Consider the following 26,401-nt stretch of genomic DNA (forward strand, 5'->3'; position numbering starts at 1 on the left):
GAGCGCGCATTACATCGCGCGTTCGAGTTTCTTCATCTTCGTCTTGATGCGCGTCTGCTTGAGCGGCGACAGGTATTCAACGAACACGCGCCCCATCAGGTGATCCATCTCGTGCTGCACGCATACGGCGAGCAGGCCTTCGCAGTCGAGCTCGAAGGTTTCGCCCTGCTCGTTGAGCGCGCGCACGCGCACGTGGTCCGGCCGCTCGACTTCGTCGTAGATGCCGGGCACCGACAGGCAGCCCTCTTCATAGATCTGCTTCTCGTCGCTCGACCACACGATCTCGGGGTTGATGAACGCGCGCAGCTCGTTCTTTTCCTCGGAGACGTCGATCACGATCACGCGCTCGTGCACGTCGACCTGCGTAGCCGCAAGGCCGATGCCGGGCGCCGCGTACATGGTCTCGGCCATGTCGGCGACGAGCTTGCGGATCCGGTCGTCGACCTTGTCGACGGGCTTGGCGACCTTGTGCAGCCGCTTGTCGGGGTAATGAAGAATGTTCAGCAAAGCCATGGTGTTCGGTATTCGGTGGAGCGGCGTGCCGCATCGGCCATCCGGCCGGCTGGTGCCGCCGCCGGGATGCAATGAAGATGAGGCGGATGCGCGGCGTATCAATGCCGCGGATCGCGCCTCCTGCAATTGGCCGGGCGCTCGTGCGCGCGGCCCTGTCGAGTATTTCGGATGATGAAAATTTTATCATGGCGCCACGCGCTTCGCTGGCCGCCACATTCGAGGGCAGCCTCATGTCGCCGCAAGCGCTGACGCACTCCGCGCTGCGCGCATGGCTGCAGCTCGCCCATGCACCCGGCCTCACGCCCGCCGTACTGCAGGCGCTGCTCGATGCATTCGGCTCGCCGGCGGCGCTGCTGCACGCGTCCGACCAGGCCATCGCCGCCGTGAGCAGCCCCGCCACCGCGCAAGCCGTGCGCGCGAGCGAGCGCGACGATCTCGACGCGCGCACCGACGCCGCACTCGCCTGGCTCGACGGGCCGGGCAACCTGCTCGTCGCGCTGAACGATCCGGCCTACCCGCCGCGGCTGCGCGACCTGCACGATCCGCCGCCCCTGCTATATGTAAAGGGGCGGCTCGACCTGCTACATGCGCGCGGCCTCGCCGTGGTCGGCAGCCGCCACGCGACGCCGCAGGGGCTCGCCGACGCAACGCGTTTCGCACGCACGTTGTCCGACGCGGGTCTCACGATCATCTCCGGCCTCGCGCTCGGCATCGACGGCGCCGCGCATCGCGGCGGGCTCGACGGCCGGTCGGGCACCGTCGCGGTGATCGCAACGGGCGCCGATCTCGTCTACCCGGCGCGGCACCGCGCGCTCGCCCACGAGATCGCCGCGCACGGCGCGATCCTGTCCGAATGGCCGCTCGGTACGCCGGCCCGCGCCGCGCACTTCCCGCAGCGCAACCGGCTGATCGCCGCGCTCTCGATCGGCGCGCTCGTCGTCGAGGCCGCGCCGCGCTCCGGCTCGTTGATCACCGCACGGCTCGCGAACGAACTGGGGCGCGATGTGTTCGCGATGCCGGGATCGATTCACGCGCCGCTTGCTCAGGGCTGCCACGCGCTGATCCGCGACGGTGCGAAGCTCACTGCGACACCGCTCGATGTGCTCGAGGAATACGGGCCGGCGGAACCGGCAGCACGCGCAGCAGGCAGCGCGGTGCGCGCCGGAAATCCGGGTCCGGACGCAGGCGAAATCCGCGAACCCGAAACTGCCGGCGTCGCGCAAGCGGATTCCGCCATAGCCGTAGCCGTAGCCGCCGCCGTTCCGGCCCGGATCGAGGCCCCGCCGCCGGATCGCCCGTCCGAGCAAGCCGTGCTGGCCGCATTGGGATACGGCCCCGTTACCTACGAATGGCTCGCCGAGCACAGCGGCCTGTCCGACGACGTGCTGCACCGCGCGCTGCTCGCACTCGAACTGGCCGGCCGTGTCGCGAGCGTCGCCGGTGGACGCTTCGCGCGGCTTGACGCCGCGCCCACCCCGGCCGCGCGCGGCGTGCTACATTCCCCGGCATAGGGGCGGCCGCGCCGCCGACGATATCCAAGGAATTCCATGCCCGCGCTGAACCTCGACACCGATGCGGATCGGATCGCCGAGCGCCTCGCCGATCCCGGTACGTTGCTCGTCGCCTGCCTGTGCGCCGAATGGTGCGGCACGTGCCGCGACTACCGGACGGCCTTCGACCAGCTCGCCGACGCGCATCCGGACGCCTGCTTCGCCTGGATCGACATCGAAACGCATGCCGACCGGCTCGACGATCTCGACGTCGAGAACTTCCCGACGATCCTGATCGAGGATGCGAACACCGCACGCTTCTTCGGCACGGTGCTGCCGCACGCGGCGATCGTCGAGCGGATGCTGTCCGACCTGAGCGCGGTACCCGGCGTGCCGCACGCACCGAAATTGCGCGACGTCCTGATCGTCGAAGCCTGAATTCGCGGGCCGGCCAGGCGGTTTTGCGCATGTTTGCGCGTCCCGCCGCGGCGGGCGCTTGCCGCCGTTGCAGCCCCCCTCTATGATGAGCCGCTTTTTACACGCTGAGCCGCCGTCGCTTCGGCGTGTGCTATAAAGCGGTCGTAAAAGGGACCCACAACCGGCGAACCCGGTCTACCAACACACACCTGTCATGTCCAAAGCACTGATCATTGCGGAAAAGCCTTCTGTCGCGAACGACATCGCACGCGCTTTGGGCGGCTTTACCAAGCATGACGAGTATTACGAGAGCGACGATTTCGTCCTTTCGTCCGCTGTCGGCCACCTGCTGGAAATCGCCGCCCCGGAAGAGTACGAGGTCAAGCGCGGGAAATGGAGCTTCGCGCATCTACCCGTCATCCCCCCGCATTTCGACCTGAACCCGATCGCAAAAAGCGAGTCGCGCCTCAAGGTGCTCACGAAGCTGATGAAGCGCAAGGACGTCGACCGCCTGATCAACGCATGTGACGCGGGGCGCGAGGGCGAGCTGATTTTCCGCCTGATCGCGCAGCACGCGAAGGCGAAGCAGCCGGTCCAGCGCCTGTGGCTGCAATCGATGACGCCGCAGGCGATCCGCGACGGTTTCGCCAACCTGCGCAGCGACACGGACATGCAGCCGCTCGCCGACGCCGCGCGCTGCCGCTCGGAAGCCGACTGGCTCGTCGGGATCAACGGCACCCGCGCGATGACCGCGTTCAACAGCAAGGGCGGCGGCTTCTTCCTGACGACCGTCGGTCGCGTTCAGACGCCAACGTTGTCGATCGTCGTCGAACGCGAAGAGAAAATCCGCCGTTTCATTCCGCGCGACTACTGGGAAGTGAAGGCCGAATTCGCGTGCGCGGGCGGCTTCTACGAAGGCAAGTGGTACGACCCGAAATTCAAGCGCGACGAATTCGATCCGGAAAAGCGCGACTCCCGCCTGTGGAGCCTGCCGGCTGCCGAAACGATCGTCGCCGCATGCCGCGACCAGGTCGGCACGGTCTCCGAGGAATCGAAGCCGTCGACGCAACTGTCGCCGCTGCTGTTCGACCTGACGAGCCTGCAGCGCGAGGCGAACAGCCGTTTCGGCTTCTCGGCGAAGAACACGCTCGGTCTCGCGCAGGCGCTGTATGAGAAGCACAAGGTGCTGACCTACCCGCGTACCGATGCGCGCGCGCTGCCGGAAGACTACCTGTCGACGGTCGAGTCCACGCTCGAGATGCTCAAGGAGAGCAACAACTATCTGCCGCATGCGAAGCAGGTGCTCGACAAGGGCTGGGTGAAGCCGAACAAGCGGATCTTCGACAACTCGAAGATCAGCGACCACTTTGCAATCATCCCGACGCTGCAGGCGCCGAAGTCGCTGTCCGAGCCGGAGCAGAAGCTGTACGACATGGTCGTGAAGCGCTTCCTCGCCGTGTTCTTCCCGGCGGCCGAATTCCGCGTCACGACGCGGATCACCGAAGTCGCCGGCCACCACTTCAAGACCGAAGGCAAGGTGCTCGTCGAGCCGGGCTGGCTGCAGGTGTACGGCCGCGACGCCGAAGGCGCGGACGCGAACCTCGTGCCGGTGCAGAAGGACGAGAAGGTGAAGACGGACGAAATCGCCGCCGTCTCGCTCGTGACGAAGCCGCCCGCACGTTACTCGGAAGCGACGCTGCTGTCGGCGATGGAAGGCGCGGGCAAGCTCGTCGAGGACGACGAGCTGCGCGAAGCGATGGCCGCGAAGGGCCTCGGCACGCCGGCGACGCGCGCGGCGATCATCGAAGGCCTGCTCGGCGAGAAATACCTGCTGCGCGAAGGCCGCGAACTGATCCCGACCGCGAAGGCATTCCAGCTGATGACACTGCTGCGCGGCCTCGGCGTGAAGGAACTCACCGCGCCCGAGCTCACCGGCGAATGGGAATACAAACTGTCGCAGATGGAGCGCGGCAATCTCGGGCGTGAAGCGTTCATGCAGGAAATCGCCCGCATGACGCAGCAGATCGTCAAGCGCGCGAAGGAATACGATTCCGACACGATCCCCGGCGACTACGCGACGCTCGAGACGCCCTGCCCGAACTGCGGCGGCCAGGTGAAGGAAAACTACCGCCGCTTCGCGTGCACGAAGTGCGAGTTCTCGATCTCGAAGATTCCGGGCAGCCGGCAGTTCGAGATCCCGGAAGTCGAGGAGCTGCTGCAGAAGAAGGAAATCGGGCCGCTGTCCGGGTTCCGCAGCAAGATGGGCCGTCCGTTCTCGGCGATCCTCAAGCTGTCCTTCGACGACGAGACGAAGAACTACAAGCTCGAGTTCGATTTCGGCCAGGACCAGGGCGGCGAGGACGGCGAAGCGCCCGACTTCTCCGCGCAGGAACCGGTCGGCGCGTGCCCGAAGTGCAAGGGCCGCGTGTTCGAGCACGGGATGAGCTACGTGTGCGAACACTCGGTGGCGAATCCGAAGACCTGCGACTTCCGCTCGGGCAAGGTGATCCTGCAGCAGGAAATCACGCGCGAGCAGATGGGCAAGCTGCTGGCCGACGGCCGCACGGACCTGCTGCCGGGCTTCAAGTCGTCGCGCACCGGCCGCAACTTCAAGGCATTCCTCGTGAAGCAGCCGGACGGCAAGATCGGCTTCGAGTTCGAGAAGAAGGAGCCGAAGGCTGCCGCCGCGAAGAAGACGGCAAAATCGGCGACGAAGGATGCCGAAACCGTGACGGAAGGCGCCGAAGAGAAGCCGGCACCGGCCCGCAAGACCGCCGCCCGCAAGACGACGGCGCGCAAGACGGGTTCGTAACGGCCCGGCCGCCGGGGCGCCCCCGGCGCGTCAGGCTCCGTCACGCAGCCAATAAAAAAACGCGGATCGATCGCTCGATCCGCGTTTTTTCTTTTGTGCCGGCGGCAACCGCCGCCCGACCGTCGCGCCGTTACAGCGGCGACGGCACCGCCACGCGCGTGCGCGGCGAACGCGGCAGGCGCGGCGACAGGTTCGGGTCGGCCGCTTCCGGCTGTTCGGCACGCGTCTCGACGCCGATCGGCGCGAGCGCCGAACTCTGCGCGGCCCACTGCTCGCCCATCGTCGCATCGGTCGAGTGGCTGAAATGCTCGACGAGGTGGTCGATGAACGTGCGCACCTTCGCCGGCAGATGGCGCCGGCTCGGGTAAGCGATGTTGATCTCGACCTGCGGCAGCCGGAACTCGGGCAGCAGCCGCACGAGCGCGCCGCGCGCGATGTCGCTGCCGATCAGGTAGCTCGGCAGGATCGCCACGCCCATCCCGAGCAACGCGAACTGACGCAGCATCGCAGTGTTGTTCGCGACGATCACGTTGGTCGGGCGCACGCGCACTTCGCCGTCCGGCCCCGTGAACACGCGCTCGTCGCCCCAGTATTCGGTCGGCAGGCTCAGGCTCGGGTGCTCGGCGAGCTGCTCCGGATGGGTCGGCACACCGTGCTTCTCCAGATAGCTCGGCGTCGCGCACACGGTCATGCAGCCGGTGGTCAGGCGCCGCGTGACGATGCTCGCGCTGCGCATCTGGCGCGTGACCACGATGCCGACGTCGAAGCCTTCCTCGACGAGATCGACCTGGCGGTCGACCAGCGTGAGATCCGGCACCACTTTCGGGAAATTCTCCGTGTACGACTGCAACACGGGCGCGAGGTTATGCAGGCCGAACACGACCGGCGCGACGATGCGCAGCGTGCCGACCGGCTCGTGATTGCGTGCGACGACCATCTGCTCGACATCCTCGAGCTCATCGAGGATCTGGCGGGCACGCTCCAGATAGACCTGACCCGACTCCGTCAGGGAGAGGCTGCGCGTGGTGCGGTTAAGCAAACGCGTACCGAGCCGGCCTTCCAGGTCCGCGACGTGGCGCGTCGCGACCGCGTTGGAAATATCCATTGCGCTCGCGGCCCGCGCGAAACTGCCGAGATCTGCAACCTTGACGAACACGCGCATCGACTGCAAATGATCCATAAACGACTCCTGCCGCTAGTACAACTTCAAAAAGATGAAGCAAATGCGTAATTCTCCTACGACAGCGGAAATGATGCAGAGTTGCTCAACAAGGGGCCGGTTGACGATAAAAATAGTCAAAAATCCTCGCCTTCTGCGGATAGATGATCCAATTATTCTGATTAGAGCAACAATTGGGTGAACCTCGTCGAGTAAGTAGCTGAATCAGGAAAGACGTGTTTGATGCGACACAACAGCGCACCCTTCCGCCCAGCACGCGAGCGGCGCCGGGTCAGGCTCCCGCCAATTGCGGCGGAGCGTAACAACCTGTTAAAAAGACACCATCCGGGCGGCCAACGTAGCATCATGTCGGCCCCGGCCGGGCGGGACGGGTGCGCGACGTGCGCCGCCGCCACTGCCGCTTTCAACGCGCGACACCCCGTTCACCATGAAAATTGCCATCCTCGACGACTACCAGGACGCCGTCCGCAAGCTGAACTGCTTCGAGATGCTCGCCGGCCACGACGTAAAGGTCTTCAACAATACGGTGCGGGGCCTGGGACAACTCGCGAGCCGTCTGGCGGAAGTCGAGGCGCTCGTGCTGATTCGTGAACGGACCCCGATTTCCTCGCAACTGCTCGCCAAGCTGCCGAACCTGCGCATGATCAGCCAGACCGGCCGCGTGTCGAGCCACATCGATCTCGAAGCCTGTACCGACCGCGGCATCGCGGTGCTCGAGGGCTCCGGTTCGCCGATCGCGCCCGCCGAGCTGACCTGGGCGCTGGTGATGGCCGCCCAGCGCCGCATTCCGCAATACGTTGCGAACCTGAAGCAGGGTGCGTGGCAGCAGTCGGGCCTGAAGACGTCGGCGATGCCGCCGAACTTCGGCCTCGGCCAGGTGCTGCGCGGCCAGACGCTCGGCATCTGGGGCTACGGCAAGATCGGCCGCCTCGTCGCCGGCTACGGCAAGGCATTCGGGATGAACGTGCTGATCTGGGGCCGCGAGCATTCGCTCGAGGCCGCGCGCGCCGACGGCTACACGGCCGCCGAGAGCCGCGAGGCGCTGTTCGAGCAAAGCGACGTGCTGTCGCTGCACCTGCGCATGCACGACGACACGCGCGGGATCGTGAAGCAGGAAGACCTGATGCGGATGAAGCCGACGTCGCTGCTCGTCAACACGAGCCGCGCCGAGCTGCTCGAGGAAAACGCGCTCGTCAACGCGCTGTCGCACAACCGTCCGGGGATGGTCGCGATCGACGTGTTCGAGAGCGAGCCGATCCTGCAGGGCTACAGCCTGCTGCGCATGGAAAACGTGATCTGCACGCCGCACATCGGCTACGTCGAACGCGAAAGCTACGAGCTTTACTTCAGCGCGGCGTTCCGCAACATCCTCGCGTTCGACGACGGCGACATGTCGAGCGTCGCCAACCCGGAAGCGCTGACGCCGATCCGCAAGCGCTGATCGCACGGGCTGCGCGCGTTGCGCGGCCCGCTTCTCCCTTCCCGATCGTCAGGCGGCCCCGCGGCCGCCCGTCATCGCGCCGACGCGCGTGAGGAAATGCTCGCCGTCGCGCCGCCCGAGATCGTACGCATGCCGCATCTGCGACGGACTCGTGTAATCCCAGCTCGAAATCGGCACCTTGCTCGACGGTTGTACGTACAGCCGCCGCTGGTCGCCGTGCGCGACCGTGAACATCTGCGGCCGCGGATACAGCCGCGTGACGAGCACCAGTACGTCACCCGGCGACGGGTCGAGCGCATCGACCGGCACGTTGTCGACCATCCCGCCGTCGAGCACGGGCCGGCCGCCGCGGCGCAGCACCGGCGTGAACGGCGGCGTACAGGACGACTGCAGGATCAGGTCGGCGAGTTCGTCGACACGCGTGCAGGCCTGCGCGCGCACGAATTCCGGCCGAAAGCCGAGCGAGCGCCCGAGCGTCGGGTGCAGCGTCTTGCGAACGTACTTCTCGATGTTGTACGCGACCAGGCCTGCTGCGACCGCGCTGCGCGCGCCGAGCCAGCGCGGCACGTGCGATACGCCGATGCGGATCTCCGGCGCGCCGGCCAGCTTCGCGAACGGCTCGCCGTAGATGTCGAGCAACGCCTGGCGATAGATCCGGTAGTGCGGAAACACGGGCTCGCGCCCGAACAGGTTGCCCCAGTACGCGTTCTTGCGGTTGTGGCGCAACGCCTCTTCGTAATAGCGCATCACCCACGCGGCGTCACGCGTATACAGCATGCACGCGGTCGCCGCGCCGGCCGAGATGCCGGTGATCACGCGCGGGCGCAGGTCGAGCGCCGGCCGCGCGACATCCCAGAAGCCGGCCTGCCACCAGCAGCGATTGCCGCCGCCCGCAAAGACGATCTGGTCGAACATCGCGCCGCTCAGCTGACGAGCGCGTAGGTCGACGTCGCGTGGACGGCCATCTTGCCGTCCTCGTCGAACAGCTCGACTTCGCCGAACACGAGGTTGCGGCCCATCCGCAGCACGCGCGCGGTGACGAGCACGTCGCCCTTGCGCACGGGACGCATGAAGTTCGTGTTCAGCGATACCGTTGTCATCGGCCGGAATTCGCCGAGCGCGACCGAGATCGCGACCACCATCGCAGTGTCGGCGGCGGCCGTGAACACCTGGCCGCAGATGATGCCGCCCGAATGGCGGAATTCGCCGGAAAACGGCAGGCGCAGCGTGACGCTGTCGTCGCCGATCGACACGGGGACCAGACCCAGCGAGCGGACCCACGGGGCCAGCAGGCGATCCAGCAATTCGCGGACTGCGTTTTCGTCCATCTTCGAATGTCCAGAAAGCGTTGCGCGACCGCCGCGCAACACGTGTGGCGTCATCATACCGGGAGCGCGCAAACCGCGACCGCTCGTTATCGCGCCGACAGCTGCCGTTGGCGGGACGAAATATTTTGAGGAAATTTGCAGAAAGGTCTTGCCAGGGCTGAAGAACTCATGCATAATCTTTCTTCTGTTGGGGGCGTTAGCTCAGTTGGTAGAGCAGCGGACTCTTAATCCGTAGGTCGAGTGTTCGAGTCACTCACGCCCCACCAGGAATTTCAAAGGCCGGTTAGCGCAAGCTAACCGGCCTTTTCCTTTTCCGCCGCCGTATTCACGGCGCGCGCCATTCGCGGTACGCAACCGCACGCCTCTCGCGCATCGTTTCCGCTAGAATCGTCCGACAAATACCACACGACCGGCGCAGGCACTGTCGTTTGCCCGCCGGCACTGAGAGAACATGGGACGTCAGACATGGAAGCATGTGAACGAGACGCGACCATTCAGAGGGCCTGGTTGCGCCGATATCGGCTTGTCCGCCGGGACGAGCCGCTCACCCGATCACACCCGACTCCGCCGCGCGACGCACAAACTGGATCGGATCATGCCGGGTAAGGACGCGCTCATCGCGATACTGCTCGGAGTCGTGCTGCTCGTGCTGGCCGGCGTGTTCGCCGCCACGGCCGGCGGCGAAACCGGTCGTCTGGTCCGTGCGCCAGGCACGGTCGTGCGCATCGTGCAGGACAGCGACGCGATGCGCGCGTACCGGCCGATCGTCGCGTACCTGTCGAACGACGGACAGCGCCGCGAAATTGCCGGCAATACCGCATCGACCGTCCCCGCGTACGACATCGGCGAAAACGTCGACGTGCTGCTCGACCCCGACCACCCCGACCGCCCCGCCCTGATCGACGATTTCTCGCAACGCTGGTTTCCGGTGGCCGTGCCGGCGCTGCTCGCCGTCGCGTCGTTTGCGATCGGCGGCCTGCTGATCGGCGGCGAGCGCCGCCGCCGGCAATCCGAGCCGCCGCCGACCCGCGCCACACGCAAGGAAGCGAAGCGCCGCTGGGATGTCGCGATCGTGCTGATTCCGATCGCGATCGGCACGGGCTTCCTCGCCGGCGCCGGTGCGACCGGGCTGCGTCAATGGCAGATCGTCCATCACTACGCGCGCTCGACCGGCCATGTCGTCGAGATTGCGAAAAACGGGCGATCGTCGCGGTCGCGCGCGTCGCTCTATTCGGCCATCGTCGCATTCACGACCGACAGCGGGCGGCTGATCACGTTCGCCCAGGGCTCGGCGTCGTCGCATCCGGGCCTGCACGAAGGCGACGCGGTCGACGTGCTGTACGACCCCGTCACCCCCGAACGCGCGATCGTCGACCGTTTCTGGGATCGCTGGGGCCTCACGGCGATCCTGTTCGCGATCGGTGCGCCGTTCCTCGCGGCCGGACTGTTCGTCGCCGCGACGCTGTGGCCCGAACATCGTCCGCACGAAGCCGCCCAGTGATGCGCACGGGACGCGTGCGACGACCGTAGCGGCACGCGCTTCACCGCTCCCGGAACGCCTCGACCTTCGCGCGGTTTCCGCACGTGCGCATGTCGCACCAGCGCCGCCCGACGCCACGGCCGCGATCGACGAAGAACCACGTACACCGGCCGCACTGCCGCACACGCGCGAAATCGTCACTGCGCATCAGCTGCTCGAAACCGAGCGCGGCCGCATCGATCCAGCGTGACGCGGCGCGCGCATCAGGCCGCCACGCAAAGCGGCCGCCGACCGCGTCGAACGCGCTGCGGCCGATCGCTTCGCGGATCGCCATCGCAAGCCGGTCCGCGGCGCGCGCACCGGCGCTCCCCCCCTCCTCCGCCGTCAGGTGCACGATCGCGGCGTACGCGTCGTCGCGAAAACGGCGCAGCGCCGCCAGCTCGTCAGGTCCGTCCAGCCGCGGATGACGCAGCAGCCGCGCCAGATCGTCCGGCGCCAGCAACCCGGATGGTTCGGCCCACGCGCGCACGGCCGGCCAGTCGACGAGCTTGTCCTCGTCGCGCGTCTTGCCCGTATCGGCCACCGTGTTGAGGAAGTCGAGCGCCGGATGCCCCCCGACGAAATCCGCCGCGCCCCATGCGGGCGCAAATTGCGCCGGCTCAGATCGAGTAACCATTTATTTTCACCTGTCGGTTTCACATCCGGACAATCCGGCGTAACCTGTTAACAACCAAAACAGGTTAGCATGGAGAAGCCGATGCTCGAACTCGCGAATCGCTTCAATTTCGAAGGCCACCGGATCGCATGGGGCACGCTCGGCGAAGGCCCGCCGCTCGTACTCGTGCACGGCACGCCGTTTTCGTCGCAGGTCTGGCGCCGGATCGCACCTTGGCTCGCGCGGCGTCATCGCGTGTATTTCTACGACTTGCTCGGCTACGGCCAGTCCGACATGCCAGACGCGGACGTGTCGCTCGGCCGCCAGAATGCGCTGTTCGGCGCGATGCTGAATGAATGGAAGATTTCACGGCCACGCGTGCTTGCACACGACTACGGCGGCGCAACCGTGCTGCGCGCGCACTTCCTGGACGGCATCGCGTATGCGGATCTCACCCTCGTGAATCCGGTCGCCATCGCGCCGCAAGGGTCGCCGTTCGTGCGCCATGTCGCGCAGCACGAAGCCGCATTCACCAGCCTGCCCGCGTATGCGCATCACGCGCTCCTGTCGGCCTATCTCGGCAATGCGGTCGCGCGGCCGCTGAGCGACGAAGCGCTGTCGATCTACCGCGCGCCATGGCTCACGCCCGCCGGTCAGGCCGCGTTCTATCGCCAGATCGCGCAGATGCGCCAGCGCTACATCGAGGAAGCAGAGGCCCGCTACGCGCCGCCTGATTTTCCGGTGCGGATCGTGTGGGGCGAGGACGACGCGTGGATTCCGCTCGAACAGGGGCAGGCGCTCGCCGATCGCATCGCGAACGGCAAGCTGATCACGGTGCCGCACGCGGGCCACCTGGTCCAGGAAGATGCGCCGGAGGCGATCGTCGCCGCAGTCCTGGACGGGCACGCGCCGGACTGACCTCCGCCGGCATCGCGTGTCGTATCAGAACGCCGGCACGCCCTGCGCGAGCGTCGCGACGAACTTCGCGGTGCGCGGGTCGCGCGGCCGGCCGAACAGGTCGCGCGAGGCACCGGCTTCGACAATGCGGCCGCCCGCGAGGAACACCGCGTCGTGCGCGATCGATGCGGCGAGGCGCAAGTCGTGCGTGGCCATCAGCATCGTCGTGCCTTCGCGTGCGAGCTGGCGCAGCACCTCGACCACTTCGACGGACAGCTCAGGATCGAGCGCCGACGTCGGCTCGTCGCACAGCAGCACCTGCGGCGACGGCGCAAGCGCGCGCGCAATCGCGACGCGTTGCTGCTGGCCACCCGACAGCGTACCGGGCCACGCGTCGGCCTTGTCCGCGATGCCGACCTTCTCCAGCAGCGCAAGCGCGCGCTCGCGAGCCCGTTCGCGCGGCCAGCGCTGCACGGTCACGAGCCCTTCCATCACGTTCTGCACGACGCTCAGGTGCGGAAACAACTGGAAGTTCTGGAACACCATGCCGGTCTGCCTGCGCACCGCGAACACCGCGTCGCGCGACGGCCGGTGCCTCGGCGCAAATTCAATGCGCGCATCGCCGACCACGAGCGTGCCCGCTTCCGGCACTTCGAGCAGGTTCACGCACCGCAGCAGCGTGCTCTTGCCGCTGCCGGACGGCCCGATCAGCGCGGTCACGCTGCCCGGCTGCAATGCGAGGTCGATGCCGCTCAGCACGCGATGCGCGCCGAACGACTTGTCGATTTGGTCGAGACGGATCACCGCAACTCCGCCTGGAACAGCGCGTGACGGCCGAAGCGGGCTTCGAGGCGGCGTTGCAGCGTGGACAGCACCGAACTGAACAGCAGGTAGATCAGCGCGGCTTCGGTATAGAGGATCAGCGGCTCGTATGTCACGGCCGCGATCCGCTGCGCCGCCTGGAAAATCTCGGGCACGGTCAACACGGCCGCGAGCGACGTGTCCTTCACGAGCGAGATGAACGAATTCGACAGCGCGGGCAACGCCACGCGTGCGGCCTGCGGCAGGATCGCGCGGCGCAATGCCTGCGCGCGCGTCATCGCCATCGAGTACGCGGCCTCCCACTGCCCCTTCGGCATCGATTCGATCACGCCGCGAATCACCTCGGCGTTGTACGCGCCGACGTTCAGCGAGAAGCCGATCACGGCGGCCGTCAGCGGGTCGAGCACGATGCCGACGTTCGGCAATCCGTAGAAGATCACGAACAGCTGCACGAGCAGCGGCGAGCCGCGGAACAGCCAGATATAGAAGCGCACGGCGGCCTGCGCCCAGCGCGGCCCGAACAGGCGCGTGAGCGCCGCGCCGAATGCGAGCAGCAAGCCGATCGCGAACGACGCGAGCGTGAGCGGAACCGTGAACACGAGCCCTGCGTAGAGCAGGGGCCGCAGCGATTCCGCCATCAGGTGCAGCCAGGCCGGCATCGTTCAGTCTCGCGTCACGGCTGCGACACGTCGCGGCCGAAGTACTTCTGCGAGATCTTCGCGTAGGTGCCGTCGGCCTTGATGTCCGCGAGCGCCTTGTCGATCGCGGCCACCAGCGCGGGGCTGCCCTTGCGCAGCAGCACGCCGGACGCGTCGCCGGCACCGGTCTTGTCGGTCGCCGCGACCTTCAGTTTCGCGTCGGGCTTGTGCTTGCGGAAATCGAGGTACGACAGCGAATCGTTGATCGTCGCGTCGACGCGCCCGGACGTCAGCAGGTCGATCGATTCGTTGAAGCCCTGCACCGGCACCACGTCGGCGCCATGCGCGGCCGCGAGCTTGCCGAAATTGCTCGTCAGCGTGTTCGCGGATTTCTTGCCCTTCAGGTCGTCGAACGAGCGGATCGCCGTGTTGTCCGCGCGCACGATCAGCACCGCGTGCGACGTGATGTACGGGGACGAGAAATCGTATTTCGCCTTGCGCGCGTCGGTGATCGACACTTCATTGACGACCGCGTCGTAGCGGTTCACGTCGAGGCCCGCGATCAGTCCGTCCCACTTGCCTTCGACGAACTGCGGCTTCACGCCGAGGCGCTGCGCGATCGCCGTGGCGATATCGACGTCGAAACCCGTCAGCTTGCCCGTCTCGTCGTGGTACGTGAACGGCGCGTAGGTGCCTTCGGTGCCGACCCGGAACACGCCGGCCGACTTGATCTGCGACAGGTCGTCGGCAGCCAGCGCACTGGTGGCCGCAGTGGCCTGCAGCAGCGCGACGACCAGGATGGAGCGGAGGAATTTCATGGTGCGGACCCCGAATGATTGGAGAGAATCATCCCGCCGGCATGCCTGCGCCGTTCGAGAAGTCCGCGAATTCTACCGACGCGTTGGAGCACGGCAAAAACGCAAATCGGCTAACCATATGAGCCGATCGAATAACGCCCGCACCGGCTGCGAAGCCGGCGCGGGCGCCTTACACGCCACTTACCACGGCAGCGAGTACGTCTTCGTATTCGTGAAGCTCTTCATCGCTTCCTGCACGCCTTCCTTGTACCCGAGCCCCGAATCCTTCACGCCGCCGAACGGCGTCAGTTCGAGCCGGTAGCCGGGCACTTCGCGCACGTTCACGCTGCCGACTTCCAGCTCGGTGATGAAACGCGTGATGTTGTCGAAGCGGTTCGTGCACACCGACGACGACAGCGCATAGTCGGTGCTGTTCGACATCCGGATCGCTTCGTCGATGTCGCGAAAGCGCATGATCGGCGACACCGGGCCGAACGTCTCGTACTTCACGAGCGGCATGTCGGGCGTCACACGGTCGATCACCGTCGGCGAATACAGCGCGCCGTCGCGCACGTTGCCGACCAGCAGCCGCGCCCCGCGCGAAATCGCGTCATTCACCTGCTGCTCGCAGAACTTCGCGGCCGCCTCGTCGATCACCGTGCCCATGTCGACCGACGGATCGGATGGATTGCCGTACGACCACGCACGCGTTTTTTCAACGACCAACTCGGTGAAGCGATCGGCCACCGACTCGTGCACGAGCATCCGCTTGATCGCCGTGCAACGCTGCCCCGAATTCTTGTACGAGCCCGACACCGCGAGCGTGCTCGCCTCGTCGAGATCGGCGTCTTCCATCACGATGATCGGATCGTTGCCCCCGAGTTCGAGCACCGCGCGCCGGTAGCCCATCCGCGATGCGATCGACTTGCCGATCGACACGCCGCCGGTGAACGTGATGAGATCGATCGCCGGGTTCGTGATCAGCTCGTCGGCGATCTCCCTCGGGTCGCCGGTAATCACCTGCAGCATCTGCGGCGGCAAGCCGGCCTCATACAGGATGTCGGCAAAGAGGTAACACGACAGCGGCACCTTCTCCGACGGCTTCACGACGATCCGGTTGTTGGTCGCGACCGACGGCACGATCTTGTGCGCGACCTGGTTCATCGGGTGGTTGAACGGCGTGATCGCCGAAATCACGCCGAGCAGCGGATCGCGCTGCGTGTACACGCGGCGTTTCTTGCCGTGCGGTGTCAGGTCGCACGAAAAGATCTGCCCGTCGTCCTTCAGCACTTCACCGGCGCCGAACGTCAGCACGTCGGCCACGCGGCCCGCTTCGTATGTCGAATCCTTGATGCACAAGCCGGCCTCTGCCGTGATCAGCGCCGCGATCTCCGCCGTGCGCGAGCGCACGATGTCGGCCGCACGGCGCAGGATCGCCGCGCGGTCGTGGCGCGTAAGCGTCGGCCGGTACGCACGCGCAACCGCAAACGCGCGGCGCACGTCGTCCAGCGTCGCCTTCGGCACAGTGCCGACCAGCGTGCCGTCGTACGGGTTGCGCACGTCGATCACCGCGTCCCGATGAATCCGCTCTCCATTGATTCGCAGTGCTTCGCGACGAATCTCGCGGACGTCCGTCGATGCTGCAATGGCGTTCATGAATGTGTCCCCTTACGGATGCATGCGTATCACTGCAGATGGTTGAGCGCGATGTCGATGATGTCGAAGTTGCGCAGCCGCGCGCGGCCCGTGACGTCGGTCGCGACCGGCTTGCTGAAGATCAGCGGCACGATCTGCTCGGAGATGCCGCCGTGCGAACGCAGCGGCACGTCGAGGCCCGACAGGTCGTGCTTGATGCGGCGCGTGCCGAGCACGACCTCCTGCTTCGAGATCACGATCAGGTCGCCCATCCGCGCGGGCGGCAGCTCGAAGCGCGCGCAACCTTCGGCGCCCGTCAGCACGACCTCGATGCCGTCGACCGCGGCGAGCCGCGCGCGCAGTGCGTCGGCATCGGCCGTCGCCGGCACGTAGACGGTCGCGAACGAACCGAGCGCGCCGTGGTGCACGACGTACGGATCGGTGATCGGCAGGATCACGCGCGCCGCGTCGTGGCCGAGCCACTCGTCGAACAGCTCCTGCAGGTAGATCACGTTCGGCTCGCCGGTCTCGTCGTCATGCTTCGCGTTCATCCCGTGGTCGGCCGTGATCGCGACGATCGCGCCGAGTTCGTCGAGGCGCCGCAGGTACGTGTCCATCATTGCGTAGAACGCGTTTGCGCCTTCCGTGCCGGGCGCGCACTTGTGCTGCACATAGTCGGTGGTCGACAGGTACATCAGGTCGATCGGGCGCGTCTCGAGCAGGCGCACGCCGGCCGCGAACACGAATTCCGACAGGTCCGCGCTGTACACGCTCGGCACCGGCTTGCCGACCAGCTCGAGCACGTTGTCGATACCGTTTTCCTCGACGCTCGCCTCGTCGGCCTTTTCCGACGAGAAGCAGATGCCCTTCAGCCCCTTGCCGAGCAGGCGGCGCAGCTTGTCCTTCGCGGTGACGACCGCGACGCGCGCGCCCTGTTCGGCGAAGGTCGCGAGCACGGTGGGCGCGACCAGGTACTTCGGATCGTTCATCAGCACCTCGGCGCCGGTGTCGCGATCGTAGAAGTAGTTGCCGCTTATGCCATGCACTGCCGGCGGCACGCCGGTCACGATCGACAGGTTGTTCGGATTCGTGAAGCTCGGCACCACGCACTCGCCCTTGAGCGCCGTGCCCGGCTTCAGCAGCGTGCGCAGGAACGGCGCAACGCCGGCCTCGGCAGCTTCTTCCAGATATTCGTATGCGCAGCCATCGACGCAGACGACCACCACGGGCCGGCTCATCCAGTTGTAGCGGCGGCCGTTCACTTCCACGGATACAGGCGTTTCAATCATGACGTTCATTCCTTTCAGTTCGAAGGGTAGAGCCGTCGGCGCCCGCGTCGCGCCGAAGGGAGGTGTTTTCCATGCTTGACATTAAAATTGATGATTTGTAGATTGTCAACAACATGCAGAGAACAGAAAGCAAAACAATGGTGTAGCAAGAGGGCTGGTCTCCACTCATCCGCCGTGTGCCGCGGCGCCACAGTCAAGGGGTCTGAAGATGAACGAAGTGCCGGTAAACAAGCGTTTGAATGCATGGGCGGCGGGCGCGGCCCGTTTCGCGCTGGCCGCGGCGGTCGCGCTCGGCGCCGCGCAGGCGGCGCACGCGAAGACGTCGCTGCTCGTCTACACCGCGCTGGAAGACGAGGCGATGAAGCCCTACAAGGACGCGTTCGAGAAAGCGAACCCCGATATCGAGATCCGCTGGGTGCGCGACTCGACCGGCTCGGTCACCGCGAAGCTGCTCGCCGAGAAGAACAACCCGCGCGCGGACGTCGTGCTCGGCCTCGCCGCGTCGAGCCTCACGCTGCTCGACCTGCAGGGCATGCTGATGCCGTACACGCCGAACGGCTTCGACCAGCTCACGCGCAAGTACAGCGATGCGAACACGCCGCCGCACTGGGTCGGCATGGACGTGTGGGGCGCGACCATCTGCTACAACCGCGTCGCCGCGCAGGCGAAGAACATCCCGAAACCGACGTCGTGGGAAGACCTGACGAAGCCCGTCTACAAAGGCGCGATCGTGATGCCGAGCCCGGTCTCGTCGGGCACCGGCTACCTCGACGTGACCGCGTGGCTGCAGACCTTCGGCGACGACAAGGGCTGGAAATTCATGGACGCGCTCGACAAGAACGTCGCGCAGTACGTGCACTCGGGCTCGAAGCCGTGCACGCTCGCCGGCACCGGCGAATTCCCGATCGGCATCTCGTTCGAGTTCCGCGGCCACGAACTGCAGTCGCAGGGCGCGCCGATCGATCTGGTGTTCCCGAAGGAAGGGCTCGGCTGGGACATGGAAGGCACGGCGATCATGAAGACGACGAAGCAGCCCGATGCGGCGAAGAAGCTCGCCGATTTCATGGCGAGCAAGGAGGCGAACCAGATCACCGCGCGCTGGTGGGCAATCGTCGCGTATCCGGGCGTCGCGCGGAAGCTGGCCGGCATCCCCGACAACTATTCGGAGCTGCTCGTGAAGAACGACTTCGTGTGGTCGGCGAAGAATCGCCAGTCGATCCTCGATACGTGGCAGAAGCGCTACGGGGCGAAGACGCAGCAATGACGCGGCCATGACGCCGCGACCGGCAGCGGGGCCGCGCAGCGCGCCGCCCCGCGTCACTCTTCCCCTCGTCGAATCCGGCCCCCGGGCCGCCCCAGCATGGAGGCGCGCATGGCACCTTATCTGAGCGTAGAACGCATCGAGAAGCGGTACAACGACACGCAGGTTCTCACCGACATCAACCTGAGCGTGATGAAGGGCGAGATGATCTGTTTCCTCGGGCCGTCCGGCTGCGGGAAAACCACGCTGCTGCGGATCATCGCGGGGCTCGAAACGCAGAACGCCGGCCAGATCATGCAGGACGGCCGCGACATCTCGCGGCTGCCGCCGCAACTGCGCGACTACGGCATCGTGTTCCAGTCGTATGCGCTGTTCCCGAACCTCACCGTGTACGACAACGTCGCGTACGGGCTCGTGAACCGGAAGATGAAGCGCGAGGCGATCCACGAGCGCGTGCACACGCTGCTCGCGCTGGTCGGTCTGCCCGACAGCCATCGCAAGCATCCGGGCCAGCTGTCCGGCGGCCAGCAGCAGCGCATCGCGCTGGCGCGTGCGCTCGCGACGTCCCCCGGCCTGCTGCTGCTCGACGAGCCGCTGTCGGCGCTCGACGCGCGCGTGCGCGTGCGGCTGCGCCAGGAAATCCGCGCGCTGCAGCAGCGGCTCGGCGTGACGACGATCATGGTCACGCACGACCAGGAAGAAGCGTTGTCGATGGCCGATCGCATCGTCGTGATGAACCACGGCGTGATCGAACAGATCGGCACGCCGCTCGAAATCTACCGGCAGCCGGCTTCGCCGTTCGTCGCCGACTTCATCGGCCGCGTCAACACGATTCCCGCCGAAGTCGCGCAGGACGGCACGCTGCGCGCGGGCGCGGTCGGCCTCGACTGCCGTCATGGCACGGCCCGCCCCGCACAAGGTGCGGCGGTGTCGGTCTACGTGCGGCCGGAAGACCTGCGCATCCGCGTGCCGGGCGAGACGGCCGACAACGTGCTGGCCGGCCGCGTCGAGAAGCTCGAATTCCTCGGCGCGTTCTGCCGCGTGAGCTTCCGGATCGACGGGCTCGACGGCCAGGAAATCGTCGCCGACCTGTCGTATCACGACGTCGACCGCACCGGCGTAACGGCCGGCGCGCGCATCGACCTCGCGCTCGATCGCGAGCATGTCCGCGTGTTTCCGTGCGCGAAGGAGCGACTGCAATGAGCACCGTCCTGACCGAGCGCCGCCGCGGCGCCTCCGCCCCCGCCGACGTGCGGCAGATCACACACTGGCACGACCGCATCGCGCAGCTCGCGCTCGTCGCGATGGCCGCGCTGATGTCGCTGTTCCTGCTGCTGCCGCTCGCGCTCGTCGTGCAGAAATGCTTCGTCGACGCGGACGGGCGTTTCGTCGGCGCGCACAACTTCGTCGAGTACCTCGAGGACAGCGGCGTGCTGCGCTCGATGCTGCATTCGCTGACGGTCGGCGCACTCGTCACGATGATCGTCGTGCCGATGGCGTTCACGTTCGCGTATGCGCTGACGCGCTCGTGCATGCCGCTGAAGAACGCCGCGCGCACGATCGCGCTGCTGCCGCTGCTCGCGCCGACGCTGCTGTCGGCCGTGTCGTTCATCTACTGGTTCGGCAACGCGGGGCTGCTGAAGCCGCTGCTGCACGGCCATTCGATCTACGGGCTGCCGGGCATCGTGCTGAGCATGGTGTACGCGTCGTTCCCGCACGTGCTGATGATCCTCGTCACCGCGCTGTCGCTCGCCGACGGCCGGCTCTACGAGGCCGCCGACGCGATGGGCACGAGCCGCATCCGCAAGTTCTTCACGATCACGCTGCCCGGCGCGAAGTACGGGTTGATCAGCGCGACGATGGTTGCGTTCACGATGTGCATCAACGACTTCGGCGTGCCGGTCGTGATCGGCGGTTCGTACAACGTGCTGTCGACCGACATCTACAAGCTGATCATCGGGCTGCAGGATTTCAACCGCAGCGCGGTCGTGAGCCTGATGCTGCTGTGTCCGGCGCTGGTCGCGTTCGGCGTCGACTTCTTCATCCGCCGCCGCCAGCAGTCGCAGCTCGGCGCGCGCTCGACGCCGTACCAGCCGAAGCCGTCGCGCGGCTTCGACGCCGCGATGCTCGCGTACTGCACGCTCGTGTGCGCGTTCTTCATCGCGGTGGTCGGCATCTCGGTATTCGCGTCGTTCGTGAAGTTCTGGCCGTACCAGATGAGCCTCGGGCTGCAGCACTACAAGATGGGGCTGATCGGCGCCGGCATCTTCGACGCGTACAAGAACAGCCTGCGGATGGCCGCGACGGTGGCGGCCGGCGGCACGATCGTCGTGTTCGGCGGCGCCTACCTGATCGAGAAGACCCGCGGCGCGCGCTGGCTGCGCGGCTTCATCAGCCTGTGCGCGATCCTGCCGATGGGCGTGCCGGGGCTCGTGCTCGGCATCAGCTACATCTTCCTGTTCAATGCGCCCGGCAATCCGCTGAACGGGCTGTACGGGTCGCTGTGGCTGCTCGCGATCGTCACGGTCGTCCACTACTACGCGTCGAGCCACCTCACCGCCGTTACCGCGCTCAGGCAGATCGACAGCGAGTTCGAGGCCGTGTCCGCCTCGCTGAAGGTGCCGTTCTACAAGACCTTCCTGCGCGTGACGGTGCCCGTGTGCCTGCCCGCGATCCTGCTGATCGCGCGCTACCTGTTCGTCAACGGGATGACGACGGTCTCGGCCGTCGCGTTCCTCTACTCGCCGGACACGCAACCTGCATCGGTCGCGATCCTGAACCTCGACGACGCGGGCCAGATGGGCCCGGCCGCCGCGATGGCCACGCTCGTGCTCGCGACCTCGTCGTTCGCGTGCGTGCTGTTCGCCTGCATCTCGCACCGCCTGCTGCGTCGCACGCAAGCGTGGCGCACCCCGCATCGTCGTTGATTCCCTGCCGCATCCACGTGACGTCCCGACTTCATCAAGGAGACACCATGACGCTCGCCGCCCAGCCCATCCTGCTCACTCCCGGCCCCCTGACGACCTCCGACGCGACGCGCGACGCGATGCTGCGCGACTGGGGGTCGTGGGACAGCGACTTCAACGCGATCACCGCGCGGCTGCGCGAACGCCTGCTGCAGATCGTGCACGGCGAAGGCACGCACGAATGCGTCCCGCTGCAAGGCAGCGGCACGTTCTCGGTCGAAGCGGCCCTCGGCACGCTCGTGCCGCGCAACGGCCACGTGCTCGTGCCGAACAACGGCGCGTACTGCCAGCGCATCGCGAAGATCTGCCGCGTGCTCGGCCGCAAGCTGACGACGATCGACTACCGCGAGGATCGCCGCGTCGATCCGGCCGACGTCGAGCGCACGCTCGCCGCCGATCCGACCATCACGCACGTCGCGCTCGTGCACTGCGAGACCGGCGCCGGCGTGCTGAACCCGCTGCACGACATCGCGCAGGCCGTCGCGAAGCACGGGCGCGCGCTGATCGTCGATGCGATGAGCTCGTTCGGCGCGCTCGACATCGACGCGCGCACGATGCCGTTCGACGCGGTGATCGCGGCGTCCGGCAAATGCCTCGAAGGCGTGCCGGGCCTCGGCTTCGTGATCGCGAAGCGCAGCACGCTCGAACGCTGCGAAGGCAACAGCCATTCGCTCGCGATGGACCTGTACGACCAGTGGGTCTACATGCAGCGCACGACGCAGTGGCGCTTCACGCCGCCGACGCACGTGGTCGCAGCGCTCGACGCGGCCGTCGCGCAATACGTCGACGAAGGCGGGCTCGCCGCGCGCGGCGGCCGCTACCAGCGCAACTATCGCGCGCTGATCGACGGGATGCTCGCGCTCGGCTTCCGGCCGTTCCTCGATCCGGCGATCCAGGCGCCGATCATCGTCACGTTCCACGCGCCGGACGATCCCAACTACGACTTCAAGCGGTTTTATCAGGAGGTCAAAAAGCGCGGCTACATTCTGTATCCGGGCAAGCTGACCGAAGTCGAAACGTTCCGGGTCGGCTGCATCGGCCACTTCGGCGAAGCCGGGATTCCGGGCGCCGTCGCGGCGATCGCCGACACGCTGCGCGCGATGGGTGTGCGCCGCGTATCGGCCGAAGCGGCGGCCTGACGCGACGTGATGCGATACCCCGGCCGCGTGCCGATATGCACGCGGCCAACTCCGCCGCCTCTCGCCACGCGGCAGCCAGGTTTTCCGGCCGTGCACGTGCACGGCCCCGACCCTTATTGAAGAACCATCCGATGCGACCCTTCTGGATCGAACAAGCACTGTTCAACGACGGCGATCTCGCCCCCGCGCTGCAGGGCGCAACGCAGGCCGACGTCTGCATCGTCGGCGGCGGCTTCACCGGGCTCTGGACCGCGATCCAGGCGAAGCAGCAGAACCCGGCGCTCGACATCGCGATCGTCGAAGCCGACCTGTGCGGCGCCGGCGCGAGCGGCCGCAACGGCGGCTGCCTGCTCACGTGGTCCGCGAAATTCCTGACGCTGCGGCGCCTGTTCGGCGAAGCCGAGGCAATCCGGCTCGTGAAGGCGTCGGAAGCGGCCGTCCAGCACATCGCCGATTTCTGCCGCGCGCACGACATCGACGCCGAACTTCGACTCGACGGCACGCTGTACACCGCGACGTCGCGCGCGCAGGTCGGCACGCTCGCGCCGGTGCTCGACGCGCTCGCCGCGTGCGGCATCCACAGCTACGAGCCGCTGCCGGCCGCCGAAGTCGCGCGCCGCTCGGGCTCCGCGCGCAATCTCGACGGCGTCTACTCGCCGATCGCCGCCACCGTGCATCCCGGCAAGCTCGTGCGCGGGCTGCGCCGCGTCGCGCTTGCGATGGGCATCCGCATCTACGAGCGCACGCCGATGCTCGACTTCACGCCCGGGCAGCCGGCCGTCGTGCGCACGCCGTCGGGCAGCGTCACGGCGGGCAAGCTCGTATTCGCGATCAACGCGTGGATGGCGAGCCGCTTTCCGCAGTTCGAGCGCACGATCGCGGTCGTGTCGAGCGACATGGTCATCACCGAGAAATGCCCCGAGTTGCTCGAACAGACCGGGCTCGTCGACGGCGTGTCGGTGCTCGATTCGCGGATCTTCGTCTACTACTACCACACCACCGCCGACGGCCGGCTGATGCTCGGCAAGGGCGGCAACACGTTCTCGTGGCGCAGCCGCATCGCGCCGGTGTTCGACCAGCGCTCGCCGTACGAGGCGCAGCTCACGCAAAGCCTGCGCGAGTTCTTTCCGTCGCTCGCGGGCGTGCCGGTCACCGCGAGCTGGAACGGCCCGTCGGATCGCTCGGTCACGGGTTTCCCGTTCTTCGGCCGCCTCGACGACGCGCCGAACGTGTTCTACGGCTTCGGCTATTCGGGCAACGGCGTCGGGCCGACCTACATGGGCGGGCAGATCCTGTCGTCGCTCGTGCTCGGCCTCGACAACGCGTGGACGCGCAGCCCGATCGTGCGCGGCCCGCTCGGCCATTTCCCCCCGGAGCCGATCCGCTATGTCGGCGCGCACGTCGTGCGCAACGCGATCCGCCGCAAGGAACGCGCGGAGGACGAGAGCCGGCAGCCGTCGACCGTCGATACGTGGCTCGCGAAGTTTGCGAGCGCGGCCGGGAAGGCCGACAAGGCGTGACGGGAGGGCACCCTGCGCGGGGGATCAGGGAGACGCGGACGACGCGCCAGGCGCTATCCCGCCGCCAGCTTTTTGAGCCCTCGCCTCGACCGAATCGCAAGCGAGGAAAGCCCATCTATGGCGCAAGTCCAAGCTCCAACATCGTGTTTCCCGCAAAACAGGCAACCCATTATTCGAATTACCGCACATCGATGAGACATGTCCCAATACGGACATAACTGACAAATAGATTCACCATTCATCCAATATTTATTTCTTTGATTGAATATCTCGATTTTAAAATCAAAACCACCATGATAGGGTTTCGTGAATTCGATAAATAATTAATGCACTTCATTCTTCATGCACCCGCGATCAATCATCGAGATCCTGATTAGCGACTCCCGATCCGTCTCTAGAGGATCTCAGTTCGGACATGCCGCGATCGCGATCGACGGAATCGTATACGGCAGGGCACACCCGGGATGGGACGTCGATAACATCCTGAGCTATCTGAATCGCCAGCAAACCAAGATGCAACTCGACACCATCGGCAATCTCCTCACTAGCTCCGAGGATGAGAAGAAAATCATCCTTTCCGAGATCAAAAGACGGCGACATGAAAACAAACCATACTCGCTCGTCGACAACAATTGCTCGTCGAACATAGCCGAATTACTGGGCAAGGCGGGAATTCTGGCTTATGACCCAAGATGGCAACTGCCGGGTATCATAGCCCCTGCGGATTTGATGACCGGTCTGCGCCACTCGAAACGCCTGATTGGAATCCGACGATATCCAAAAAAATGATGCGCTTTCTGCTATTCGCCGCACTCACCATGACGATCGGAGCGTGCTCGAAATATAAGGATGAGAACTGGACGGCGCTTCAGGACATGCCTGCGTTTGCCGAGCCAAACGACGATAGAACCCAACCGATCTTTACGATGAGGAATGGTGAGTCCTGTGTTCCATTGACGGATCGCGTTGCCAAAATCTACGCATACACACAAGTGCGCTGCGAATCCGGCACAGGCTGGGTTCTGGACGATGCCTTCGATAAACGACACGGCAAATGATCGCCTGCTGTCGACCCTTGCATTCGGCCCGGGCATCGTCGATTTCGACCGTCGCCACGCCCGTCCGACGCAACCAGCGAGCCAGTCGCAACTCGCCATGCAAGAACAGAGGGCAATGATCGGCAGGTCAACGCTCTTTCACCATCACTGCACTGCACTCGCTCACGCGCCGGCCTTCTCCCGCGCCGCCTTGCCCGCGGCGGGCAACCCCTGCTCGTGCGTGCGGCGCATCCGCGCAAGACCGTGCGCGACGTGTTCGCGCACGAGCGCGACGGCCTTCTCCTCGTCGCCGCCGGCCAGTGCCTGCACGATCTTGTCGTGCTCGGCCGCTGACACCGAGATCGCATCTTCCTCGGCCTCGATCGCGGCCTGGCGCAGCAGCCCGAGCTGGCGCACCAGCCGGCGATAGGTATCGGTGAGGTGCGTATTGCCGACACCGACGACCATCGCATCGTGGAACTGCACGTTCAGCTCGGTATAGCGCGTAACGTCGTGCGTCTTCGCGGCATCTTTCATCGACTGGATGATGCCCTTCAACACCTTCAGCGTATCGGGCGAGATGCGCTTCGCGAGCGCGCGTGCGACAGATTCGTCGAGCATCGCGCGCACTTCGTAGATTTCCTCGGCCTCGCGCAGCGGCACGACGCGCACGGTCACGCCGCGGTTCTTCTCGTTGCGCAGCAGGCCGGCCTGCTCGAGCGCACGAAACGCTTCGCGCACGGGGCCGCGCGACACGTTCAGCTTCGTCGCGATCTCGACTTCGTTGAGCTTCTCGCCGGGCGCGTATTCGCCGGAGACGATCGCGCGCTCGAGCATGTCCTGGACGATCATCGCAAGCGACTGGCTTTGCAGGAGTTCGATGGCGCTGAGCGCGTTCGGGGAAGTCATGGTCGGGCAGGCAGCAACGCTGCGGTAGAAAACGAGGGCGCCATATCGGCGAATGATCCTTATATACCCTCGGCCTCGCACATTGTCAACAGTTTTCAGTTTCCAATAGCCAATTCCGCCTGCCGGAACGCACCCGGCGGGCGGCGATCGGCGATCGCGCGGCGGGCGAACCTGC

The 26,401-nt window shown here is 66.1% G+C and carries 24 protein-coding genes and 1 tRNA gene; 14 read left to right on the top strand and 11 right to left on the bottom strand.

Features of this window, described 5'->3' with window-relative positions; genetic code table 11:
* Positions 1 to 9 precede the first annotated feature (9 nt).
* Entirely contained in the window at positions 10 to 513 is a 504-nt protein-coding gene (gene def / locus ACWMMN_RS16585) for a peptide deformylase (RefSeq protein WP_011353573.1), read from the bottom strand.
* A 185-nt stretch (positions 514 to 698) separates the two neighbouring features.
* Here def and dprA point away from each other — a divergent pair, with 185 nt between their 5' ends.
* The 3 genes from dprA (at position 699) to ACWMMN_RS16600 (ending at position 5,232) form a co-directional block, all read left to right on the top strand.
* Positions 699 to 2,024 carry a DNA-processing protein DprA gene (gene dprA / locus ACWMMN_RS16590; RefSeq protein ID WP_256085362.1) on the top strand — a complete coding sequence of 442 codons (1,326 nt, stop codon included), beginning with the start codon at positions 699 to 701 and terminating at the stop codon, positions 2,022 to 2,024.
* Positions 2,025 to 2,060: 36 nt separating this feature from the next.
* Complete coding sequence (locus ACWMMN_RS16595) at positions 2,061 to 2,441, top strand: thioredoxin family protein (RefSeq protein WP_059232896.1); 381 nt, start codon at positions 2,061 to 2,063, stop codon at positions 2,439 to 2,441.
* Between the two features lie 193 nt (positions 2,442 to 2,634).
* Complete coding sequence (locus ACWMMN_RS16600) at positions 2,635 to 5,232, top strand: DNA topoisomerase III (protein ID WP_174994333.1); 2,598 nt, start codon at positions 2,635 to 2,637, stop codon at positions 5,230 to 5,232.
* A 130-nt stretch (positions 5,233 to 5,362) separates the two neighbouring features.
* On the opposite strand, the gene ACWMMN_RS16605 is transcribed toward ACWMMN_RS16600, so the two are convergent.
* On the bottom strand, positions 5,363 to 6,412 hold the full coding sequence (locus tag ACWMMN_RS16605) for a LysR family transcriptional regulator (protein ID WP_059232894.1): 1,050 nt from the start codon (positions 6,410 to 6,412) through the stop codon (positions 5,363 to 5,365).
* Positions 6,413 to 6,839: 427 nt separating this feature from the next.
* On the opposite strand from ACWMMN_RS16605, the gene ACWMMN_RS16610 reads away from it, so the two are divergent.
* Positions 6,840 to 7,853, top strand: coding sequence for a D-2-hydroxyacid dehydrogenase family protein (locus tag ACWMMN_RS16610; RefSeq protein ID WP_256085363.1), 1,014 nt, complete (start codon positions 6,840 to 6,842; stop codon positions 7,851 to 7,853).
* Positions 7,854 to 7,901: 48 nt separating this feature from the next.
* On the opposite strand, the gene ACWMMN_RS16615 is transcribed toward ACWMMN_RS16610, so the two are convergent.
* Positions 7,902 to 8,768 carry a patatin-like phospholipase family protein gene (locus tag ACWMMN_RS16615; protein ID WP_174994335.1) on the bottom strand — a complete coding sequence of 289 codons (867 nt, stop codon included), beginning with the start codon at positions 8,766 to 8,768 and terminating at the stop codon, positions 7,902 to 7,904.
* Positions 8,769 to 8,776: 8 nt separating this feature from the next.
* Positions 8,777 to 9,181, bottom strand: coding sequence for a PaaI family thioesterase (locus ACWMMN_RS16620; RefSeq protein WP_059232891.1), 405 nt, complete (start codon positions 9,179 to 9,181; stop codon positions 8,777 to 8,779).
* Between the two features lie 190 nt (positions 9,182 to 9,371).
* On the opposite strand from ACWMMN_RS16620, the gene ACWMMN_RS16625 reads away from it, so the two are divergent.
* Both ACWMMN_RS16625 and ACWMMN_RS16630 read left to right on the top strand, forming a co-directional pair.
* A tRNA-Lys gene (locus tag ACWMMN_RS16625) sits at positions 9,372 to 9,447 on the top strand.
* A gap of 329 nt (positions 9,448 to 9,776) precedes the next feature.
* Positions 9,777 to 10,682 (top strand): DUF3592 domain-containing protein, encoded by a 906-nt coding sequence (locus ACWMMN_RS16630; RefSeq protein ID WP_486422855.1) that lies wholly within the window; start codon positions 9,777 to 9,779, stop codon positions 10,680 to 10,682.
* Between the two features lie 40 nt (positions 10,683 to 10,722).
* Here the strand turns inward: ACWMMN_RS16630 and ACWMMN_RS16635 are convergent, their stop codons facing one another.
* Positions 10,723 to 11,337, bottom strand: coding sequence for a CGNR zinc finger domain-containing protein (locus ACWMMN_RS16635; RefSeq protein WP_059232889.1), 615 nt, complete (start codon positions 11,335 to 11,337; stop codon positions 10,723 to 10,725).
* Positions 11,338 to 11,418: 81 nt separating this feature from the next.
* Between ACWMMN_RS16635 and ACWMMN_RS16640 the strand changes: the two genes are divergently transcribed.
* A complete protein-coding gene (locus ACWMMN_RS16640) occupies positions 11,419 to 12,234 on the top strand; it encodes an alpha/beta fold hydrolase (protein ID WP_486422856.1) in 816 nt (271 codons plus the stop codon).
* A 24-nt stretch (positions 12,235 to 12,258) separates the two neighbouring features.
* Here ACWMMN_RS16640 and ACWMMN_RS16645 read toward each other — a convergent pair whose 3' ends face one another.
* The 5 genes from ACWMMN_RS16645 to phnA form a co-directional block, all read right to left on the bottom strand.
* Positions 12,259 to 13,017 carry an amino acid ABC transporter ATP-binding protein gene (locus ACWMMN_RS16645; protein ID WP_486422857.1) on the bottom strand — a complete coding sequence of 253 codons (759 nt, stop codon included), beginning with the start codon at positions 13,015 to 13,017 and terminating at the stop codon, positions 12,259 to 12,261.
* Complete coding sequence (locus tag ACWMMN_RS16650) at positions 13,014 to 13,694, bottom strand: amino acid ABC transporter permease (protein ID WP_059232887.1); 681 nt, start codon at positions 13,692 to 13,694, stop codon at positions 13,014 to 13,016. Before ACWMMN_RS16650 ends, ACWMMN_RS16645 begins: the two co-directional genes overlap by 4 nt.
* Before the next feature lie 14 nt (positions 13,695 to 13,708).
* A complete protein-coding gene (locus ACWMMN_RS16655; RefSeq protein WP_340624556.1) occupies positions 13,709 to 14,491 on the bottom strand; it encodes an amino acid ABC transporter substrate-binding protein in 783 nt (260 codons plus the stop codon).
* 180 nt (positions 14,492 to 14,671) lie between these two features.
* Complete coding sequence (phnY, locus tag ACWMMN_RS16660) at positions 14,672 to 16,126, bottom strand: phosphonoacetaldehyde dehydrogenase (protein WP_059232885.1); 1,455 nt, start codon at positions 16,124 to 16,126, stop codon at positions 14,672 to 14,674.
* 29 nt (positions 16,127 to 16,155) lie between these two features.
* Positions 16,156 to 17,394 (bottom strand): phosphonoacetate hydrolase, encoded by a 1,239-nt coding sequence (gene phnA / locus ACWMMN_RS16665; protein ID WP_486422858.1) that lies wholly within the window; start codon positions 17,392 to 17,394, stop codon positions 16,156 to 16,158.
* A 208-nt stretch (positions 17,395 to 17,602) separates the two neighbouring features.
* On the opposite strand from phnA, the gene ACWMMN_RS16670 reads away from it, so the two are divergent.
* From ACWMMN_RS16670 to ACWMMN_RS16700, 7 genes are all read left to right on the top strand, one after another.
* Positions 17,603 to 18,658, top strand: a complete 1,056-nt coding sequence (locus tag ACWMMN_RS16670; protein WP_059232884.1) for a putative 2-aminoethylphosphonate ABC transporter substrate-binding protein — start codon at positions 17,603 to 17,605, stop codon at positions 18,656 to 18,658.
* Positions 18,659 to 18,766: 108 nt separating this feature from the next.
* Complete coding sequence (locus ACWMMN_RS16675; protein WP_486422859.1) at positions 18,767 to 19,858, top strand: putative 2-aminoethylphosphonate ABC transporter ATP-binding protein; 1,092 nt, start codon at positions 18,767 to 18,769, stop codon at positions 19,856 to 19,858.
* Complete coding sequence (locus ACWMMN_RS16680; protein WP_340624559.1) at positions 19,855 to 21,582, top strand: putative 2-aminoethylphosphonate ABC transporter permease subunit; 1,728 nt, start codon at positions 19,855 to 19,857, stop codon at positions 21,580 to 21,582. The genes ACWMMN_RS16675 and ACWMMN_RS16680 overlap by 4 nt, the downstream gene beginning before the upstream one ends.
* Positions 21,583 to 21,629: 47 nt before the next feature.
* Positions 21,630 to 22,760, top strand: a complete 1,131-nt coding sequence (locus ACWMMN_RS16685) for a 2-aminoethylphosphonate--pyruvate transaminase (protein WP_486422860.1) — start codon at positions 21,630 to 21,632, stop codon at positions 22,758 to 22,760.
* Between the two features lie 131 nt (positions 22,761 to 22,891).
* Entirely contained in the window at positions 22,892 to 24,280 is a 1,389-nt protein-coding gene (locus ACWMMN_RS16690; protein WP_486422861.1) for an FAD-dependent oxidoreductase, read from the top strand.
* Between the two features lie 513 nt (positions 24,281 to 24,793).
* The gene (locus ACWMMN_RS16695; RefSeq protein WP_486422862.1) at positions 24,794 to 25,069 is read left to right on the top strand and encodes a hypothetical protein; all 276 of its coding nucleotides are present in this window, start codon (positions 24,794 to 24,796) and stop codon (positions 25,067 to 25,069) included.
* Positions 25,066 to 25,338: a hypothetical protein gene (locus ACWMMN_RS16700; protein ID WP_486422863.1), complete on the top strand. Its 273-nt coding sequence runs from the start codon at positions 25,066 to 25,068 to the stop codon at positions 25,336 to 25,338. Before ACWMMN_RS16695 ends, ACWMMN_RS16700 begins: the two co-directional genes overlap by 4 nt.
* A gap of 162 nt (positions 25,339 to 25,500) precedes the next feature.
* Here ACWMMN_RS16700 and ACWMMN_RS16705 read toward each other — a convergent pair whose 3' ends face one another.
* Positions 25,501 to 26,226 (bottom strand): phosphonate utilization associated transcriptional regulator, encoded by a 726-nt coding sequence (locus ACWMMN_RS16705; RefSeq protein ID WP_174994347.1) that lies wholly within the window; start codon positions 26,224 to 26,226, stop codon positions 25,501 to 25,503.
* Between the last annotated feature and the right edge of the window lie 175 nt (positions 26,227 to 26,401).

Source organism: Burkholderia cepacia complex sp. TUM26381 (genome assembly GCF_057439935.1).